At 70.8% G+C, this 18,503-nt stretch carries 18 protein-coding genes; 11 read left to right on the top strand and 7 right to left on the bottom strand.

Annotated elements, in window-relative coordinates:
- Window positions 1–11: 11 nt before the first annotated feature.
- Entirely contained in the window at window positions 12–731 is a 720-nt protein-coding gene (locus tag ACFY1P_RS00950) for a hypothetical protein (RefSeq protein ID WP_361530253.1), read from the bottom strand.
- A gap of 28 nt (window positions 732–759) precedes the next feature.
- Window positions 760–2,364, bottom strand: a complete 1,605-nt coding sequence (locus tag ACFY1P_RS00945; protein WP_390749281.1) for an ABC-F family ATP-binding cassette domain-containing protein — start codon at window positions 2,362–2,364, stop codon at window positions 760–762.
- 278 nt (window positions 2,365–2,642) lie between these two features.
- Between ACFY1P_RS00945 and ACFY1P_RS00940 the strand changes: the two genes are divergently transcribed.
- A complete protein-coding gene (locus tag ACFY1P_RS00940) occupies window positions 2,643–3,245 on the top strand; it encodes an RNA polymerase sigma factor (RefSeq protein ID WP_390749280.1) in 603 nt (200 codons plus the stop codon).
- Between the two features lie 105 nt (window positions 3,246–3,350).
- A complete protein-coding gene (locus ACFY1P_RS00935) occupies window positions 3,351–3,875 on the top strand; it encodes a hypothetical protein (RefSeq protein WP_361535694.1) in 525 nt (174 codons plus the stop codon).
- Window positions 3,876–3,982: 107 nt separating this feature from the next.
- On the opposite strand, the gene ACFY1P_RS00930 is transcribed toward ACFY1P_RS00935, so the two are convergent.
- From ACFY1P_RS00930 to ACFY1P_RS00920, 3 genes are all read right to left on the bottom strand, one after another.
- On the bottom strand, window positions 3,983–4,264 hold the full coding sequence (locus ACFY1P_RS00930; RefSeq protein ID WP_361535691.1) for a hypothetical protein: 282 nt from the start codon (window positions 4,262–4,264) through the stop codon (window positions 3,983–3,985).
- A gap of 346 nt (window positions 4,265–4,610) precedes the next feature.
- Window positions 4,611–5,621, bottom strand: coding sequence for an ALF repeat-containing protein (locus ACFY1P_RS00925; protein ID WP_390749279.1), 1,011 nt, complete (start codon window positions 5,619–5,621; stop codon window positions 4,611–4,613).
- 48 nt (window positions 5,622–5,669) lie between these two features.
- Window positions 5,670–7,160, bottom strand: coding sequence for an amino acid permease (locus tag ACFY1P_RS00920; protein ID WP_390749278.1), 1,491 nt, complete (start codon window positions 7,158–7,160; stop codon window positions 5,670–5,672).
- A gap of 149 nt (window positions 7,161–7,309) precedes the next feature.
- Between ACFY1P_RS00920 and ACFY1P_RS00915 the strand changes: the two genes are divergently transcribed.
- The 5 genes from ACFY1P_RS00915 to ACFY1P_RS00895 all read left to right on the top strand — a co-directional run bounded on the left by ACFY1P_RS00915 (window position 7,310) and on the right by ACFY1P_RS00895 (window position 11,738).
- Entirely contained in the window at window positions 7,310–8,539 is a 1,230-nt protein-coding gene (locus ACFY1P_RS00915) for an MFS transporter (protein WP_390749277.1), read from the top strand.
- A 19-nt stretch (window positions 8,540–8,558) separates the two neighbouring features.
- The gene (locus ACFY1P_RS00910) at window positions 8,559–8,906 is read left to right on the top strand and encodes a hypothetical protein (protein WP_361526444.1); all 348 of its coding nucleotides are present in this window, start codon (window positions 8,559–8,561) and stop codon (window positions 8,904–8,906) included.
- A 42-nt stretch (window positions 8,907–8,948) separates the two neighbouring features.
- Window positions 8,949–9,506, top strand: coding sequence for a MarR family transcriptional regulator (locus ACFY1P_RS00905; RefSeq protein WP_361526442.1), 558 nt, complete (start codon window positions 8,949–8,951; stop codon window positions 9,504–9,506).
- A gap of 75 nt (window positions 9,507–9,581) precedes the next feature.
- Window positions 9,582–9,908, top strand: coding sequence for a DUF3817 domain-containing protein (locus tag ACFY1P_RS00900; protein WP_361526439.1), 327 nt, complete (start codon window positions 9,582–9,584; stop codon window positions 9,906–9,908).
- Between the two features lie 129 nt (window positions 9,909–10,037).
- Entirely contained in the window at window positions 10,038–11,738 is a 1,701-nt protein-coding gene (locus ACFY1P_RS00895; protein WP_361526437.1) for a methylmalonyl-CoA mutase family protein, read from the top strand.
- A 299-nt stretch (window positions 11,739–12,037) separates the two neighbouring features.
- Here ACFY1P_RS00895 and ACFY1P_RS00890 read toward each other — a convergent pair whose 3' ends face one another.
- Window positions 12,038–12,655 (bottom strand): TetR/AcrR family transcriptional regulator, encoded by a 618-nt coding sequence (locus ACFY1P_RS00890; protein ID WP_361526434.1) that lies wholly within the window; start codon window positions 12,653–12,655, stop codon window positions 12,038–12,040.
- Between the two features lie 222 nt (window positions 12,656–12,877).
- Here ACFY1P_RS00890 and ACFY1P_RS00885 point away from each other — a divergent pair, with 222 nt between their 5' ends.
- The 4 genes from ACFY1P_RS00885 to ACFY1P_RS00870 all read left to right on the top strand — a co-directional run bounded on the left by ACFY1P_RS00885 (window position 12,878) and on the right by ACFY1P_RS00870 (window position 16,945).
- Window positions 12,878–13,852: a tetratricopeptide repeat protein gene (locus ACFY1P_RS00885; protein WP_361526432.1), complete on the top strand. Its 975-nt coding sequence runs from the start codon at window positions 12,878–12,880 to the stop codon at window positions 13,850–13,852.
- A gap of 574 nt (window positions 13,853–14,426) precedes the next feature.
- Window positions 14,427–15,068 carry a DUF6230 family protein gene (locus ACFY1P_RS00880; protein ID WP_361526429.1) on the top strand — a complete coding sequence of 214 codons (642 nt, stop codon included), beginning with the start codon at window positions 14,427–14,429 and terminating at the stop codon, window positions 15,066–15,068.
- Between the two features lie 115 nt (window positions 15,069–15,183).
- Window positions 15,184–15,690, top strand: a complete 507-nt coding sequence (locus ACFY1P_RS00875; protein ID WP_361526426.1) for a DUF6114 domain-containing protein — start codon at window positions 15,184–15,186, stop codon at window positions 15,688–15,690.
- A gap of 22 nt (window positions 15,691–15,712) precedes the next feature.
- A complete protein-coding gene (locus tag ACFY1P_RS00870) occupies window positions 15,713–16,945 on the top strand; it encodes a hypothetical protein (RefSeq protein WP_361526423.1) in 1,233 nt (410 codons plus the stop codon).
- 71 nt (window positions 16,946–17,016) lie between these two features.
- Here the strand turns inward: ACFY1P_RS00870 and pyk are convergent, their stop codons facing one another.
- Window positions 17,017–18,444, bottom strand: coding sequence for a pyruvate kinase (gene pyk, locus ACFY1P_RS00865; protein WP_361526420.1), 1,428 nt, complete (start codon window positions 18,442–18,444; stop codon window positions 17,017–17,019).
- Between the last annotated feature and the right edge of the window lie 59 nt (window positions 18,445–18,503).

Raw genomic sequence — 18,503 nt, 5'->3', positions numbered from 1 at the left:
GTGCGGGCGCCCTACCCCCGCGGCGTCGTCGCCGCTGTCGTGACGTCGACCGCCGACTCCACCATGTCCGGGCCGTACACATCCGAGTGGATCACCTTCAGCAACAGGCAGAACGTGCCGTTCAGGCCGTGGCGACGGGCCAGTTCGGTGTGGTGGTGGGTCAGGTAGCGTATGGCGGCCTGATTGGTGATCGCGCGCTGGCCCGACGCGAGGAAGACCGGGCGGCCGCCGCCCGGGCCGGTGAGACGGGCGAGGAGGACGTACTCGGCGGTGCCCTTCTCCACGCGGTACGTCTCGCCGCCGATGGTGAACGCCCCGCCGTCGTGCGCGTTCTCGTAGTCCGCGTTCACCTCGACCCCGGGCAGCATCGACCGCAGGTGTGCCTGCGTGCGCTGGTTCGAGGCCGGGCCTCCCACGCAGAACTCCGTCCGTACGCCGAAGCCCTGGCGGGCGCTGTCGTGCACGACGATGTCGGCCTGCGCCCCGCATTCCTTGATCAGCGCGGACAGTTCCAGCAGCGCGAACGTGTCGTAGCGCGAGACGCCGTGCCTGCTCGCGGTCGGATCCTGATTGACGACGAGCAGGCACTCCGTACCCCCGGGCAGCCCGAAGAACGTCTGCTTGCGTCGCAGTTGCCGCCGCCACAGGAAAGCCCGGAAGAACCAGCCGGCGGCCGCGCTGATCCCGCTCGCGAGCAGGCCGAGGACGATGTTCCGTACGTCGTCGTTCATGAGGGCGGAGCATACGGGGGTGCCGTCATCAGGCCAGCGTGAGCAGTTCGCGGTAGTCCTCGCTCCACAAGTCCTCGTCCGCGTCCGGGAGGAGGAGGACGCGGTCGGGGCGGAGGGCGTCGATCGCGTCCTCGTCGTGGGTGACCATGACGATCGCGCCCGGGTAGGAGCCGACCGCGGTCAGGACCTCGTCGCGGGAGGCGGGGTCGAGGTTGTTGGTCGGCTCGTCCAGGAGCAGGACGTTCGCCCCGGAGTGGACCAGTCCGGCCAGGGCCAGGCGGGTCTTCTCGCCGCCGGAGAGCACCGCGGCCCGCTTGTCGGCGTCGTCGCCGGTGAAGAGGAACGCGCCCAGGACGCGCCGCACTTCACCGTCCGTGAGGTGCGGCGCGGCCGCCGCCAGGTTCTCGCGGACCGTACGGCCCTTGTCGAGCGTCTCGTGCTCCTGGGCGAAATAGCCCAGCCGCAGCCCGGGCCCGTGGACCACCCGCCCGGAGTCCGGCGTCTCCACGCCGGCCAGGATGCGCAACAGGGTCGTCTTGCCCGCGCCGTTGAGACCGAGCACCACCAGCCGGCTGCCCCGGTCCACCGCCAGGTCCACGCCGCCCAGCACCTGGTAGTCGCCGTAGGACTTGGTCAGGGCGATGGCCCCCAGCGGCATCCGCCCGCACGGCGCGGGCTCGGGCAGCCGGATGCGGGCCACCTTCTCGACGCGGCGCGCCGGTTCCAGGTCCGCGAGCATCCGGTCGGCCCGCCGCGCCATGCTCCTGGCCGTCACGGCGGTGGCGGAGCGGGCCTTCATCTTGTCCGCCTGCGCGTGCAGCGCGGCCGCCTTGCGTTCGGCCCCGGCGCGCTCGCGGACGCGCCGCCGCTCCTCCGCCTCCCGCTGCGCGAGATACGTCGTCCAGCCGGTGTTGTGGATGTCGATCGTCGCGCGCGTGGCGTCCAGGTGGAAGACCCGGTTGACCACGTCGGCGAGCAGCGACGTGTCGTGGCTGATCACCACCAGACCGCCCCGGTGGGCGGTGAGGAAGCTCCGCAGCCAGGCGACCGAGTCGGCGTCGAGGTGGTTGGTCGGCTCGTCCAGCAGCAGCGTGCCGTCGTGCCCGGCGAAGAGGATGCGGGCCAGCTCCACCCGGCGCCGCTGCCCGCCGGACAGCGCGCCGACCGGCTCGCCCATGACCCGCTCGGGCAGCCCGAGCCCGGCCGCCACGCGGGCGGCCTCCGCCTCGGCGGCGTACCCGCCGCCGGACTGGAAGGCGGCCTCGGCGCGGGCGTAGGCGCTCATCGCCCGGTCCAGCGCGGCCGGCCCGGCGGCATCCGCCATCGCCGCCTCGGCCGCGCGCAGTTGGCGCAGGGCGCGGTCCATGCCACGGGCGGAGAGGATCCGGTCGGTGACGGTGACCGACGGGTCGGCCGTACGGGAATCCTGCGCGAGGAAACCGACCGGCCCGGTGGGGGTGATCGTCCCGGCGGCGGGCCTGGCCTGCCCCGCCAGGGCGGTCAACAGGGTGGTCTTGCCCGCGCCGTTGCGGCCGACGAGGCCGATGCGGTCGCCGGGGGAGACGGTGAAGGAGAGATCGGCGAGCAGCAGGCGGGCACCCGCGCGCAGCTCGGCACCACGAACAGTGATCATGAGATGACGCTCCGAAAAAGCAAAAGGACACACTTCTGGCGGGGAAGCGGGTCCTCAGCTAGGAAATTCGGGGCGTAGACATGGGGCCCACGGTAGCCGCGTGCCCCGTCGGCAGACCACCGATTTTTTCGCCCCGGGACCGTCACCGGTTCGTAGGAAGTTCCGAACTCCGGATCGAATCGCATACCGGCTGACACTCGCGCACCCGCCGGCGATTCCTCCTCGCAAGGCCGGAGGACCCCAAACCCTCTGATCCGGCGTAGTACAGGAGGCCAGGCATGGCAGCACCATCGGTACCCGAGCCGGAGGGCAAGCAGCCCCGCCACACTCGCCCCGTCATCCCGGCCCAGGTGCCGCGTGTGTTCGACCAGGAGGCATCTCTCTCCGACGATGTGCTCAAGCAGCTCTACTCACGGGCCTTCCGCTATCTCCGTTCCCGGGGCGTGAACGAGGCGGACGCCAGTGAGATCTCCCAGGAAAGCGTCTTCGCGGCCTGGAAGAAGCGGCCGCCGCTCGGACCGGCGCAGGCCACGGCCTTCGCCGTGACGGTGGCCCACAACAAGTGGGTGGACCTCGTCAGGGCGAAAACGCGCCGCCCGGAGACGTTGACGGACTTCAACGACTGGGACCGGCCGTCCGACGAGGACGTCGAACTCCTCGCGGAGAACTCCGAACAGGCCCGGGAGGCAGTGAAGATCCTCAAGGAGGTCGTGCCGAGCAAGCGTGAACGGGACGCCTTCGTGATGTGCGAGATCTGGTGTCTGACCAGCAAGGAGGCCGCCCTCCTGCTGGGCGCGCCCTCCGCCGGAGCGGTCCGGACCGCGCTCTCCCAGGCACGGGAGAAGCTCAAGGTGCACCGTGACGGGCAGAGCGCGGGATAGCCGGCGGGACCGCCGGGTCGGACGCGTCTCGCGATCACGGTCCACACGTGATCGCGGGGCGGGCCTTGCCGGGCTCTCGGGGGAATGATCCAGGGGAGAAGAACAATGAACGAACAGAACCGGGACGGTTACAACGACTTCATGGCGGTGCTGAAATCAGTCGATGCCGAGACGGTCGCCGCCGACACCGGAAGCGGTGCGGAGTGGGCCGAGCTCAAGGCCTCCATCGTCGCCCGCGAGCAGCGCGATCAGCGGCAGGAGCGGGGAGAGACGGCGGACGAGGAAGCGGTGTCCGACGAACCGGCCCACCACCCACTCGAAGGCGCCACCGTTCCCTCTCGACGCCCCGGCCGCTCAGCGGGTCAACTGACCGCCCACCTGGTGCCCCTTGTCGTTCTCGCGGCGGGGGTGATGGCCTGGACGACGTTCCACTGGATGTGGGTACGGATCGTCGGCGTCGGCCTGATCCTCCTGGCCTTTCTCGGCAACGATCTGCTGCGCCTGCTCAGCGAATACCGGGCGGAGCGGCCGGACCGCAGGTCACGGCGGGGGACGGGCATGGCGGCCTCCGCGCTCACCGCGGCCGCGGTCACAGCCGTGGCGTCGGTCGTGCCTGACATCGGGCACTGAGCGCTCCGCTGGAAGTGCGGTACGTCGGACGGCTGGGCGTTGGGGGGATCGGCCGTCCGGCGGTCCAGGCGCGGCTCGCGCCTGGACCGCGCCCGGCTGACGTGGCGTCAGGAATGACGGCGCAGCAGCGCCGCCCGGCGCGCCCTGCGCTGCTTCGCCTTCTTGGCACACCAGCTCGCCGCGCTCAGCAGCACCCCGGCGAGCGCGACACCGGCGGTCGTCATCGGCCCGTTGTGCAGCCACGCGTAGTCGTACATCGCCATGCCCGTCGCGGCGATCCCGGCCGTACCGGACGCTCCGCTCGCGATCACGTAGCCGCTGTCGATGCGGCGCTCGAGAGTCTCGAGCCGCTGGAGCTGTTCGGTGAGGGGGGTGTCGTTCAGTGTCATCGGGGGCTCTCCGGTGCGTTCGACGACGGGTCGTGGGGGAATCGTCGTCGGGCGGGGGAGTGTCACGGGGGTGGTGGGGGCGCCTGCGGCGGGCTTTTTCCCCAGCCCCGCCCCTTCCCGAACTGGGGCGCGTGCCCCAGACCCCCGGCTGCGGGCCGGTTCGCCGCCTGCGGCGGACGCGCCCGCAGGGCGGTCAGGGGGTCTGGGGCGAAGCCCCAGTTTCGGGAGGGGGCGGGGTGGGGGAACAAAGCGCCGCAGGCGGCAACATGCCTGAAGCTTCCCGTGGTCGCGCCGGACGCGCCGCGCCCTGCCGGGGGGCCTCCTCCCGGCAGGGCGCGGCAGCAGGTCAGTGCTCGGACGTGCGGCGGCGGGTCGCGAGGACCAGGGCCGCGCCCGTCGCGAGGGCGGCGGCGGTGCCGCCGATCGCCCACGGGGTGGCGGAACCCGCGCCGGTGGAGGCGAGTTCGGTGCTGCCGCCCGCCGGCTGAACGGCGTCGTTGGCGGCGGCGGGCTTCACGGCGGCGTGCTTCTGCGGGTCGCCGGTGGCGGACTGGCCGTCCTTGGCGTCCTGCTTGCCGTCCTCGGCCTTGTCGCTCTTGTCCTTGTCGGCCTTCTCCTTCTCGGCCTTCTCCTTGGCGTCCTTCTCGGCCTTGTCCTCGGCCGCCTTCGCGTCCGCCTCGTCCTTGGCGCGCGCCTCGTACTGGCCGACGTCCAGGAAGTGCTGGAGCTCCTCGATCTCGCCCATGATCACCGCCTTGGCGGCTTCCTTCACGTGAGCCCCGCCGGCGCTCATGACCTGGGTGACGCGCACCCGCAGGTCGGTGCGGTGGGCGTTGTACTGTCCGGTCTCCAGGAAGCGGACGCGGTCCTCGGGGGTGCCGTCGAGCGCCTTCTGCGCGGCTTCGTAGAGGCTCGGGCCCGCGCCGTCGAGCATCTTGAGGATGGCGAAGCGGTTGTCCTCGTCGCGGGCCGTGTACTGCCCGGTCTCCAGGAAGCGCACACGGTCCTCGGGCGTGCCGTTCAGCGCCTTCTGCGCGGCGCGGTAGAGGCCGCGCTCGGCGCCGTTGAGCATTTTGAGGATCGCGAAGCGGTTGTCCTCGTCGGCCTTCTTCGCGGCGGAGTCGTCCTTCGCGGGCTCCTTGACCGGCTCCTTCACCGGCTCCTTCGCCTGCTCGTCCTTCGCCTTCGCGTCCGGCGTCCCGTCCGGCTTCGCGTCCGCCTTCGTCTCCGCCGCCTTGTCCGGCGTGGAGGCGGTCGTCGCCGGAACGGTGTCGGCGGCGACCGCCGGGGAGGAGAACAGAACCGCCGGGGCGATCGCGGCAGCCGCGACCACGGCCGAGACTCGGGCCAACTTCATGCGCTGTACCAACTTTTTCTCAGGGAAATGCAAAATTTCCCGACCATCCTATGTCGGCCTTGACGTTCTCTTTACCCGGGGTCCGAGTCCGAGGATTCCGGGTCCTCCTAGGAAACCCCGCCCCCCCACGCCCCTCTTCCGCAGTACCGCCCAGCCCGCCGTCAGCAGTGCCACCCATACGCCCATCACATACAGCGCGACCCTGCTGTCCGAACTCCACGCGATGAGCACGGTCACCAGGGCGAAGAAGGCGAGCGCGAGCCAATTCGTATAAGGAGCGCCCGGCATGCGGTACGGCGACGGCTCCGCGCTGCCCACGGCGACGGCCCGTCGATAGCGCATGTGCGTCACCAGAATGACGCTCCAGACGAGGATCGCGCCGCCCGTGGAAACCGACGTGATGTACGTGAACGCGTGGTCGGGGTCGAGCGCGTTGATGAGTACGCCCGCTCCCATGGTCACCGCCGATACCGCCAGCGCCGGTGCGGGGACGCCGCGTCCCGTCAGTTTGGACAGGGCCTTGGGCGCGTGGCCGTTGACCGACGCCGTACGCAGCATGCGTGCCGTCGAGTAGAGGCCGCCCGCGTTGCACGAGGAGAGGGCCGCGGTGAGCACGATGAAATTGACGATGCCCGCGGCCGCCGGAATTCCGATCTTGGCGAAGGCGGCGACGAACGGGCTGACGCCCGGGTGGAATTCGGTCCAGCTCACCACGGAAAGGATCACGAGCAGGGTGCCGATGTAGAACAGGCCGAAGCGCAGCGGCAGGCTGTTGATGGCCCGCGGGATGTTCTTCTTCGGGTTCTCCGCCTCGCCCGCGGTGACGCCGACGAGTTCCACGCCGAGATAGGCGAAGAGGACGATCTGGAGCGTCATCAGGGAGTCGTGCACGCCGTTGGGGGCGATGCCGCCGTCCTGCCAGAGGTGGGTCACCGAGGCGGTTTTCCCGACGTCGCCGAAACCGATGAGAAGCACCCCGAGCCCGATCAGGATCATGCCGACGATCGCGACGACCTTGACGAGGGCGAACCAGAATTCCAGCTCACCGAACGCCTTCACCGAGATGAGGTTGACGGCGAGCAGCACGACGAGCGAGACCAGGGCCGTCTGCCATTGCTCGATCCCGGGGAACCAGTATTTGACGTACTGCCCGGCCGCGGTGATCTCGGCCATGCCGGTGGTGACCCACATGATCCAGTAGGTCCACGCGGTGGCGTAGCCCCAGAAAGGCCCGAGGAACTCCCGCGCGTATTCGGCGAAACTGCCCGCCACGGGCTTGTGCGTGAGCAGTTCGCCGAGCGCGCGCATGACGAAGAGCAGCACGACGCCCGCGACGGCGTACCAGATGATGAGGCTGGGCCCGGCCTGGGATATCGCGGTTCCGGCGCCGAGGAAGAGGCCGGTGCCGATCGTGCCGCCGATGGCGATCATCTGGATCTGCCGGGACCCCAGCCCGCGCTGATAGCCCTCGGGCGATTCACCCTGCGCCTGGCCGTCCGCGCCTTTCGCTGCGGTTTCGCCCGTTGTCGGTGGCTGCATCCACGGAACCCTTCTCGTACGGATCTTGGGCTCGCGACCCTAGGTTTCGTCGCGGGTGGCGACAAGTCGCTTTCGATCGAGCGGTGCTCGTTCCTTCGTCTCCAGCCGAATCTCTGGGCCTCCGACGCGCCCCTCGCCACGCTGGCGCCATGGCCATCACTTCGCAGAGTGCAGGCGCCGCCTCGCGCGGCTTTCGAGCCGTGTTCGGTGTGCGGGAGTTCCGGGTCGTCTTCGCGGCGCATCTGCTGTCGCTGCTCGGGATCGTCGTCGGGGAGATCGCGCTGTCCGTGCTCGTCTACCGCCTGACGGGCTCGCCGCTCATGACCTCGCTGACCTTCGCGCTCGGCTTCCTGCCGTATCTCGTGGGCGGGACGCTGCTGTCGGGGATCGCCGACCGGTATCCCGCCCGCCGCGTCCTCGTCGTCTGCGACCTCCTCTGCGCGACCGGTGGCGCCGCGATGGCCCTGCCCGTCACCCCCGTCGCCGGGCTGCTCGTGCTGCGGTGTCTGAACGCCGCCGTCGGGCCCGTGTTCTCCGGGACGCGGGCGGCGACGCTGGGGGAGATCCTCGGCGCGGGCGATCTGTTCGTCCTGGGGCGGTCGTTGATCCGGCTGGTCTCGCAAGGGGCGCAGCTCGCGGGGTTCGGCGTGGGCGGGCTGCTGCTCACCGTCGTGACGCCGCGCGCCGCCCTGCTCGCCACCGCCACCGGATTCCTCGCCTCCGCCCTGCTGCTGCGCCTGGGGACCCGCCGCCGGCCGTCGCGTGCGGAGCGGGACGGTGGCACGCTGCTGACGGCCTCGTGGGCCGGGCTGCGCGAGGTCTTCGGGCAGCGCCGCATACGGGCGTTGCTCCTGTTGTCCTGGATACCGCCGTTCTTCCTGGTGGCTCCCGAGGCGCTGGCCGCTCCGTACGCGGACCGCATCGGAGCCGGATCGGTCGGGCTGGGGCTGCTGTTGTGCGGGATGCCGGTGGGGGCGATCGTCGGCGAGGTGCTCGCGGGCTCGCTGCTCGGGCCGCGCGGCCGGGAGCGCATCGTGCTGCCGGTGGCCGCGGTGCTGCTGCTCCCCTTTCTCGTGTACGCGGCCCGGCCCCCGCTCGGCCTCGCCCTGTCGGCCGTCGCCTTGGCGGGCATGGGGGTGGCGTACACGCTGGGGCTGGACCAGTGGTTCGTCGCCGCCGTGCCGGAAGAGCTGCGCGGCCGCGCGATGACCCTCCAGACGGCGGGGACGATGACCCTCCAGGGCCTGGGCATGGCACTCGCCGGCGCGGCCGCCGAACGCGTCCCCGTGCACGACGTGGTGGCGGCGACCGGCGTGCTGGGTACGGTCGCGGTGGGAGCGGTGATCCGCGGTGTCGTACGCTCCCTCCACAGCAAGTGATCTTCAGGGGGAGTTGCCGGTGTTCGGTACGGGCAAGCGGAGCGAGCAGGTGCTCGTGCTGCGCGATTCGAAGGCGATCGCCGAGGCCGTGAGCGAGGCGCTGGCCGGCGCGACCGACGAGCAGCGGCCGGGCCTTGAGCTGGCGGCCGAGCTGATCGCCCGGTACGCGGAGCGGCCCGAGCGCGAGGTGCGGGAGGAGTGGACGCGCGGCGTCCTCGCCAAGGCGGGCGTCGACCCGCGTACGCACGAGGTGCACGCCGTCAAGGCGGTGCGCCAGGCCCAGCCGGGGCTGAGCCTGGCACAGGCCGTCCAGCTGGTGCGTGAGGTGCTGGAGGAAGGGTCCGGCACAGCCAAGTCCGGAGCGTGAGATGCCGGTGACCACGATGTGACCTGAAGGTAGGCTCGACGCGTGCCGAAGCCGCTCAGCCTCTCCTTCGATCCCATCGCCCGAGCCGACGAGCTCTGGAAGCAGCGCTGGGGGTCCGTGCCGTCCATGGCCGCGATCACCTCGATCATGCGCGCCCACCAGATCCTGCTCGGCCAGGTCGACGCGGTCGTCAAGCCGTACGGGCTGACCTTCGCGCGCTACGAGGCGCTGGTGCTGCTCACCTTCAGCCGGGCCGGCGAGCTGCCGATGTCCAAGATCGGCGAGCGGCTGATGGTGCACCCGACCTCGGTGACCAACACCGTCGACCGGCTGGTGGTCTCCGGTCTCGTCGCCAAGCGGCCCAACCCCAACGACGGCCGCGGCACGCTCGCCTCGATCACCGAGAAGGGGCGGCAGGTCGTCGAGGACGCCACCCGCGACCTGATGGCGATGGACTTCGGGCTCGGGGCGTACGACGCGGACGAATGCGGCGCGATCTTCGACATGCTGCGCCCGCTGCGGGTCGCGGCGGCGGACTTCGCGGAGGACGCGCAGGAGGACGCCGCCGGGGACCGGGCGGACGATCTCACGGACGAGTGACACACGGGTGACACCTTCCGGCGCGCGCCGGGGGTGGCGAAGATCGCCCCGGCTCGGGCGGTTACGCTCGTGGGCATGAAACAAAGCGTGCTGACCCGCTACCGCGTCTTGGCGTACATCACGGGTGTGCTGCTGATCCTCCTGACGATCGGCGTGATCGCGAAGTACGGGCTGGACATGGACGTCGCGGGTCCGGTCCGTGTCGTCGCCATCGCGCACGGCTGGCTCTACGTCCTCTACCTGGTCTTCGCCTTCGACATGGCCTCCAAGGCCAAGTGGCCGTTCGGCAGGCTGGTGTGGGTGCTCGTCGCCGGCACCATCCCGACGGCCGCGTTCTTCGTCGAGCGCAAGGCCACCCGCGACCTGGAGCCGCTCGTCGCGGAGGCCGCCGCCACCGCCTGACGCGAGACGCGTGGACCCGCGCGCCACGCGCACAGCCCCGGACACCCTTGTGTTCGGGGCTTTCTTGCGCGACCATTTACTAGGACGTCCTAGTAAATTCGCGGGGCGCGGAGAGGCGGTTCGGAGCACATGGACGCAGAGGCGATCGAGGCAGGGCGCGGCCGCTGGCAGGCGCGGTACGACAAGGCCCGCAAGCGGGACGCGGACTTCACCACGCTCTCCGGCGACCCGGTCGAGCCCGTCTACGGCCCGCGCCCCGGCGACGCGTACGAGGGCTTCGAGCGGATCGGCTGGCCCGGGGAGTATCCCTTCACCCGCGGCCTGCACCCCACGGGCTACCGCGGCCGGACGTGGACCATCCGCCAGTTCGCCGGCTTCGGCAACGCCGAGCAGACCAACGAGCGGTACAAGATGATCCTCGCGGCCGGCGGCGGCGGGCTCTCCGTCGCCTTCGACATGCCGACGCTCATGGGGCGCGACTCCGACGACCCGCGCTCCCTCGGCGAGGTCGGGCACTGCGGCGTCGCCATCGACTCCGCCGCCGACATGGAGGTCCTCTTCAAGGACATCCCGCTCGGCGACGTCACCACCTCGATGACGATCAGCGGGCCCGCCGTGCCCGTCTTCTGCATGTATCTGGTCGCCGCCGAGCGGCAGGGCATCGACCCGGCCGTCCTCAACGGCACACTCCAGACGGACATCTTCAAGGAGTACATCGCGCAGAAGGAGTGGCTCTTCCCGCCGGAGCCCCACCTGCGCCTCATAGGGGATCTCATGGAGCACTGCACCGGCTCCATCCCCGCCTACAAGCCGCTCTCCGTCTCCGGCTACCACATCCGCGAGGCGGGCGCGACGGCCGCGCAGGAGCTGGCGTACACCCTCGCCGACGGCTTCGGCTATGTCGAGCTCGGCCTGAGCCGCGGCCTGGACGTCGACACCTTCGCCCCCGGCCTCTCCTTCTTCTTCGACGCCCACCTCGACTTCTTCGAGGAGATCGCCAAGTTCCGCGCCGCCCGCCGCATCTGGGCGCGCTGGATGCGCGACACCTACGGCGCGAAGACCGACAAGGCGCAGTGGCTGCGCTTCCACACCCAGACGGCCGGCGTCTCGCTGACCGCCCAGCAGCCGTACAACAACGTCGTCCGCACCGCCGTCGAGGCCCTCTCCGCCGTGCTCGGCGGCACCAACTCGCTGCACACCAACGCCCTCGACGAGACCCTCGCCCTCCCCAGCGAGCAGGCCGCCGAGATCGCGCTGCGCACACAGCAGGTGCTGATGGAGGAGACCGGCATCGTCAACGTCGCGGACCCGCTGGGCGGTTCGTGGTATGTGGAGCAGCTCACCGACCGCATCGAGGCCGACGCCGAGAAGATCTTCGACCAGATCAAGGAGCGCGGCGCGCGGGCCGTGCCGAACGGCGCGCACCCGATAGGGCCCATGACCTCCGGCATCCTGCGGGGTATCGAGGACGGCTGGTTCACCGGCGAGATCGCCGAGAGCGCCTTCCGCTACCAGCAGGCCCTGGAGAAGGGTGACAAGCGGGTCGTGGGCGTCAATTGCCACCACGGCTCCGTCACCGGCGACCTGGAGATCCTGCGCGTCAGCCACGAGGTCGAGCGGGAGCAGGTCCGCGTGCTCTCCGGCCGCAAGGCCGCGCGCGACGACGCCAAGGTGACGGCGGCGCTGAAGAGCATGCTGGACGCCGCGCGGTCCGGGGCGAACATGATCGAGCCGATGCTTTCCGCTGTGCGGGCGGAGGCGACGCTGGGTGAGATCTGTGACGTCCTGCGGGAGGAGTGGGGCACGTATACGGAGCCGGCGGGGTTCTAGGGGTTTGCCTGGGCCCACGGCTGCGGGTCGCTTCGCGCCTGCGGCGGGCTTTTTCCCCAGCCCCGCCCCTTCCCGGCTGCATCCGATTTGCGGCTCCGCCGCGTGGGGGGCAAGCCCCCAGACCCCCGCAACACGCTTCGCGCGTTGTCCTCAAACTCCCCCAGCTACCTCCCCCAGACTCCGTCCGGGGGTGCCCCCAGAGGTGCCCCCAACGGGCTGATTGTGCTGGGTACGGTCCGCACCATCCAGCCCGTCCGGCGCTTGAGGACGCCGCGCAGCGTGCAGGTTCAGGCAACCGATCAGCGCGCAGCCGCCGCGAGGCCGCCGAGCAGCAGGGCCGTGAAGCCGTAAGCCCATTCGCCGTCCACCGGCTCCGCGCTGACCAGCGCCCGGTGGACGACCGCGCCCGCGATCACGTCGAAGATCAGGTCCGCGTTGCGGGCCGCCGCCGCGGGGTCCTCCTCCAGCGGCAGTTCCCCGCGCTCCTGCGCCCGCTCCCGGCCGAGCAGGACCAGCCGCTTCTGCCGGTCCACGATCGCGCAGCGGATCCGCGCGCGCAGCGCGTCGTCCCGCGTGGACTCCGCGACCACGGCCATCAGCGCCGTCTTCGTCTCCGGCCGCTCCAGCAGCGCCGCGAACCGCAGCACCACGCCCTCGATGTCGGCCGCGAGGCTGCCGAGGTCGGGCAGCTCCAGGTGCTCGTCGAAGAGGGCCGCCACCGCGTCCACGACCAGCTCGCTCTTGCCCGCCCAGCGGCGGTAGAGCGTCGTCTTGGCGACCCCCGCGCGGGCCGCGACATCGCCCATGGTCAGCTTCCCCCAGCCGAGTTCGACCAGGGCGGCGCGCGTCGCGTCGAGTATCGCCCGGTCGGCCTCGGCGCTGCGGGGACGGCCCGTACGGGCGCGGGCGGAAGTCATGCCGCGACCTTACCGCCGAGTAGCCAGGCCGGTATGAGCCAGATCACGCAAAGACCTGGGGGTGCCCCATTGCGACGGACCGGCTTCCAGTTACGCTACGACTCGTAGCGAAAGAGCGACAACCACAGGCGCCGGGTGGGGACCCGGTGCCACGAGGATGCTACGAGCGCCGTACACCGGCGCGCTTTTACGATCGCCGCGCCGAGGGGGGAGGATAGGCCCATGCAGCCACGGAACATGTCCATGAGTGGAGTGGTCGACCTCGCCGCGGTGAAGGCGGCCGGGGAAGCCAAGCAGAAGGCGGAGCAGGCCCGCGCCGAGGCCGCCCGTCAGGGCGGCGGCGCACCCGCCGCGGGCGCCCAGCGCCTGGTCTTCGACGTCGATGAGGCCGGCTTCGAGGCGGAGGTGCTCCAGCGCTCCGCCGAGGTGCCCGTCGTCATCGACTTCTGGGCCGACTGGTGCGAGCCGTGCAAGCAGCTCGGCCCGCTGCTGGAGCGGCTGGCCGCGGAGTACGCCGGCCGGTTCGTGCTCGCCAAGATCGACGTCGAGGCCAACCAGCTCCTCTTCCAGCAGTTCGGCGTCCAGTCCATCCCCGCGGTCTTCGCCGTGGTGGCCGGGCAGGCCCTGCCGCTCTTCCAGGGCGCGGCGCCCGAGGCGCAGATCCGCCAGGTGCTGGACCAGCTCGTCCAGGTCTCGGAGGAGCGCTTCGGGATCGTCGGCGCGCCGGTCGAGCCGGGTGCGGCCGACGAGGCCGCGGCCGCTCCGGCGGCCCCCGCGGGCCCGCACGACAGCGCGCTGGGTCTGGCCCACGACGCGCTGGACGCGGGTGACCTGGGCGGCGCCGTGCGGGCGTACAAGAACGTGCTGTCCGACGACCCGGGCAACGCCGAGGCCAAGCTGGGCCTCGCGCAGGCCGAACTGCTCCAGCGCGTCCAGGATATGGACCCGCAGCAGGTCCGCAAGGCCGCGGCCGAGGGCCCGGCCGATGTGCGGGCGCAGATCGCCGCGGCCGACCTCGACCTGGTCGGCGGTCATGTGGAGGACGCGTTCGGCCGGCTGCTCGACGTGATCAAGCGGACCGCCGGTGAGGACCGCGACGCCGCGCGCGTGCGGCTGCTGGAGCTCTTCGAGGTGATCGGGGCGGACGATCCGCGAGTGGGGGCCGCGCGTACGGCGCTGTCGCGCGCGCTGTTCTGACGGAACCTCCTTCTCCTGTGCCACAGACGGCACGGGCTGCCGCACTTTGCCAAAACTTGGCAATTGCGTGAGCCGTTACTGCGAGTAAGAAAAACCCGGGCATTCGCCCGGGTTTTTTCGTATGGCTACCGATTCTTCCGCGCACGGTGCGGCATCCTCTCGGCACTGGTCGATGCGGTCTGGACCTCCCTTGGTTATCGGCCCGTTACTCGCTAGTAATGAACCTCTTGTGCCCCGGCCGCGAATGGACCACGATCGGCCAAGCTCGGTCCATTCCCTTACCCGGCAGCCGGTCGGTGTGCGGAGGTGGGTCCCCACCGGGCGGGCCGTCCCGCAGCCGGGGCGGCTCATGGGACAGGGGGGTCCCGGCCGTCAACGGCAGGGCCTGTCCCCGCGGTTGCGCGAACGCGTGGCCAGTGGTTGTCGCTCGGGGGTGATCGCCGGTGCCGTCGGAGGCGTTTCGCGCCGCCGGGTGCGGCGGCGCTCTTCTTCCCGAGGACGTAGCACTTCTCCCATCCCGGACCCGGGCCATGAGGCACCGACCGGAGATGTACGTCCGAGAAGGAGGAAAGTCATGCAGTCCCAGACTCGCGGTGGGACCAGGTGGCGCCGGTTCGCCGTCGTGATGGTGCCCAGTATGGCGGCTACGGCCGCGATCGGTGTGGCGGTGGCGCAGGGAGCGCTGGCGGCTTCGTTCAGTGTTTCCGGTCAGCAGTTCCAGGTGACGGCCGACAAGCTGCACGGCACCGGATTCGTCCAGTACGGCGCCCTGGACAGCACCAAGGCGGGCGCCAAGCCCGTCGCGGTGGTCGGTATCGACACCGCCGAGATCAACGGCCTCTGCCAGGCGGTCACCGTTCCCACCGGCCTCGGCTTCAACGTGTCGATGACGCTGACGGCCGGGGGCGGCGGCAAGCAGGTCAAGGCGTCGAAGCTGTACATCGACGCGGACGACATGACCGCCAACGCGACGTTCAAGGACATCGACATCGGTGTGTCCGCGGACAACACGACCAAGGGGCCGGGCCCGGCGGGCCCGGGCAAGGGCGGCGAAGGATCGCACGAGCCCGGCTCGTTCGCCCAGCAGGCCGGAGAGGTCTGGTTCGACACGGTGGACCAGAAGGCGTGGGCCACCTCGGCGGGCACCTTCACCCTGCCGGGTCTGCACCTGAGCGTCAGCAAGGGCCAGGCCAAGTGCGAGCTGAAGAAGCAGTGACGCGCTGAACGGACGGGTGCGGGAAGGGAAGCACGGTCCCGTGCCCGTACCGCGCGCACCGCTCGCCGGACAGCGAGCGACACGTAACACCGATCGCCCCGAGGAGCCGTACGACATGAGCGCCGACACGCGACCCCGGCCGGCAGGATCATTCGGCCGCGCCCGCCACTCGTTCCGGGAATGGCGCGGGCAGCGCCCGTTCTGGGGCGGGTTGTGGACCCTGCTGGCCGGCATCCCGATCATGTACATCCCGTACCAGACCATGACCCTGGGCGACCTGCACATCCGCATGGCCACCACCGCGGGTGCGGGCTCGCTGATCATCGGCGTGCTGCTGATCGTCCTCGGGCTGACGCTCTGGTTCCAGAAACAGTCGCGGATCTTCGCCGGTGTCGCGGCGATCCTGCTCGCGCTGGTGTCGCTGGTGGTGTCCAACTTCGGGGCGTTCCTGATCGGTTTCTTGCTCGCCCTCATCGGCGGCGCCCTCGGCGTCTCCTGGGCGCCGGGCAAGCCGGTCGCGGAGGCGGAGGACCCGGAGGGCGGCCCCGCACCGCGGGCCGATACGCCGCCGTCGGGGCTCAGCCTGCTCAAGGACAGCGACGGGGGGCACAGTGCCGCTTGAGGAGACACCCGAGGGCGAGGGTGTGAGAAACGGGCCCCGGCACGCCGCGCCCCGCAAGGCGCTGCTCGCCCGGCTCCACATGCCGGCGGGCAAGGCCGTGGCCATCGCCGCGATGCCGACGGCCGTCCTGATGGGCATGGGGCTCACGCCCCAACTCGCCTCGGCCAAGCCGCCGTTGCCCGAGCCGTTCGACGGGCAGTGCGCGACCGCGCCCGACGCCTCGCCCGAGCCGGGCGCGAGTGGGAGCACCAGCCCGAGCCCGGCGCCGAGCCGGAGCGCGAAGGAATCGATCACCCGGCCCTCGGAGCAGCCCTCGAAGGCGCCGGCCTCGCCGTCCGCGAAGCCGGAGGCCAAGCCGGAGCCCGGCAGCAGCCCGGACACGGACAAGCCCGCCAAGGCCGACCCGCCGCCCACGCAGGCCCCGGCCCCGCCGTCCGCCTCGCCCTCGCCGTCCAAGCCCTTCAACCCGCTGGACCCGCTGGGCCTCGGTGACAAGCTGAGGGACATCCTGCACGGTGGCAAGTCCGGCAGCGAGCAGCCGTCGGCGGCGCCGAGCGCCTCGCCCGACCCGTCGGGCGGCCCCTCCGCGCCGTCCGCGTCGAAGAAGCCGGCCGCACCGCCGCCCGCCGATGCGCGTACGCCCGACGGGCAGCCCAGCGGAAAGCCGAAGGCTGCGCCGTCACCGTCCGCCAAGCCGTCCACGGCACCGTCGAGCGCCGACCCCAGCACCTCGCCCTCACCGGGCACGAGCGCTTCGCCGGGGGCCCTGCCGCCGTGCCCCAAGGGGAAGGCGGCGGACGGGAACGACGGCCACTCCTTCCCCAACCAGCCCTGGTATCTGGAGGCGAAGGTCCTCACGCTCAAGGGGCTGACCTACGAGGGCATCAAGAAGATCACGATGGTGAACGGGCAGCAGAAGTCCGTGCTCAAGTTCACCGCGGACGCGCTGACCATCAAGGACCTGCACCAGATCGTCAACAGCTACGGCAAGGAGTACCACATCGTCGGGCCGGGGACGGACTCCACGGTGACGGGCGGGCAAGTGACGATGTACACCGAGGAGTTGAAGGGCAATCTGCTGGGGCTGATCCCGTCGACCGCGAGCCCCACGAGCCCGCCGCCGCTGATCCCCGGCCTGAAGCTGCCGATCCCGATCTTCTACACGAACGTGAAGATCCGGCAGGGCGGCCAGTTCGGCGGGACGCTGCACATCCCGAACCTGCACCAGTACCTGACGGACGGCACGTATTCGTAAAGACCTGCGGGAACGCCGGAGGGGCCGGTTCCTGGCTGAGATTCAGCCAGGAACCGGCCCCTCCGTCCTGCCTAGAGGCTCTCGCCGCCCAGGTGGTGGACGCGGACCATGTTGGTCGTGCCCGGGATGCCGGGGGGCGAGCCGGCGGTGATGATCATCGTGTCGCCCTTGCTGTAGCGCTTGAGCTTCAGCAGCTCCGCGTCGACCAGGTCGACCATCGCGTCGGTGTTGTCGACGTGCGGCACGACGTAGGTCTCGACGCCCCAGCTCAGCGTGAGCTGGTTGCGGGTGGAGGCGTCCGTGGTGAAGGCCAGGATCGGCTGGGCCGCGCGGTAGCGGGACAGGCGGCGGGCCGTGTCACCGGACTTGGTGAAGGCGACCAGCGACTTCGCGCCGAGGAAGTCGGCGATCTCGCAGGCGGCACGGGCGACGGCGCCGCCCTGCGTGCGCGGCTTCTTGCCCGGGACGAGCGGCTGGAGGCCCTTGGAGAGGAGCTCCTCCTCGGCCGCCTCGACGATGCGGGACATCGTCTTGACCGTCTCGATCGGGTAGGCGCCGACGCTCGACTCTGCCGACAGCATGACCGCGTCCGCGCCGTCCAGGATCGCGTTGGCGACGTCGGACGCCTCGGCGCGGGTCGGCCGCGAGTTGGTGATCATCGACTCCATCATCTGGGTCGCGACGATCACCGGCTTGGCGTTGCGGCGGCACATCTCGATGAGGCGCTTCTGCACCATCGGGACCTTCTCCAGCGGATACTCCACCGCGAGGTCACCACGGGCCACCATCACACCGTCGAACGCCATGACGACGCCCTCCATGTTGGCGACGGCCTGCGGCTTCTCGACCTTGGCGATGACCGGCACCCGGCGGCCGACCTCGTCCATGACGCGGTGCACGTCGAGGACGTCCTTGGCGTCGCGGACGAAGGACAGCGCGACCATGTCGCAGCCCATCGCGAGAGCGAACTTCAGGTCCTCGATGTCCTTCTCGGACAGCGCCGGGACGTTGACCGCCGCGCCGGGCAGGTTGATGCCCTTGTGGTCGGAGATCACACCGCCCTCGATGACGATCGTCCGGACCCGGGGGCCCTCGACCTCGGTGACCCGGAGCTCGACGTTGCCGTCGTTGATCAGGATCTGGTCGCCCTTGGAGACGTCGCCCGGCAGGCCCTTGTAGGTCGTGCCGCAGATCGTCCGGTCGCCCGGGACGTCCTCGGTGGTGATGGTGAACTCGTCGCCGCGCACCAGCTCCACCGGGCCGTCCGCGAAGGTCTCCAGGCGGATCTTCGGGCCCTGGAGGTCGGCCAGGACGCCGACCGCGCGGCCGGTCTCCTCGACGGCCTTACGGAGGCGGTGGTACCGCTCCTCGTGCTCCGAGTGGGTCCCGTGGCTCATGTTGAAACGGGCCACATTCATACCCGCCTCGATCAGCGTCTTCAGCTGGTCGAAGGAGTCGACGGCGGGGCCCAGGGTGCAGACGATTTTGGAACGGCGCATGGGGCAGATCCTATCGGTTTGTTTCGGAGCGGAATATTCGAGCTGTGGGAAAGGCCAAG

The sequence above is a fragment of the Streptomyces sp. NPDC001407 genome (assembly GCF_042895325.1).
Taxonomy (GTDB): Bacteria; Actinomycetota; Actinomycetes; order Streptomycetales; family Streptomycetaceae; genus Streptomyces.
Note: the sequence above shows the minus strand (reverse complement) of the source record. Positions and strands in the feature narration are given on the sequence as shown.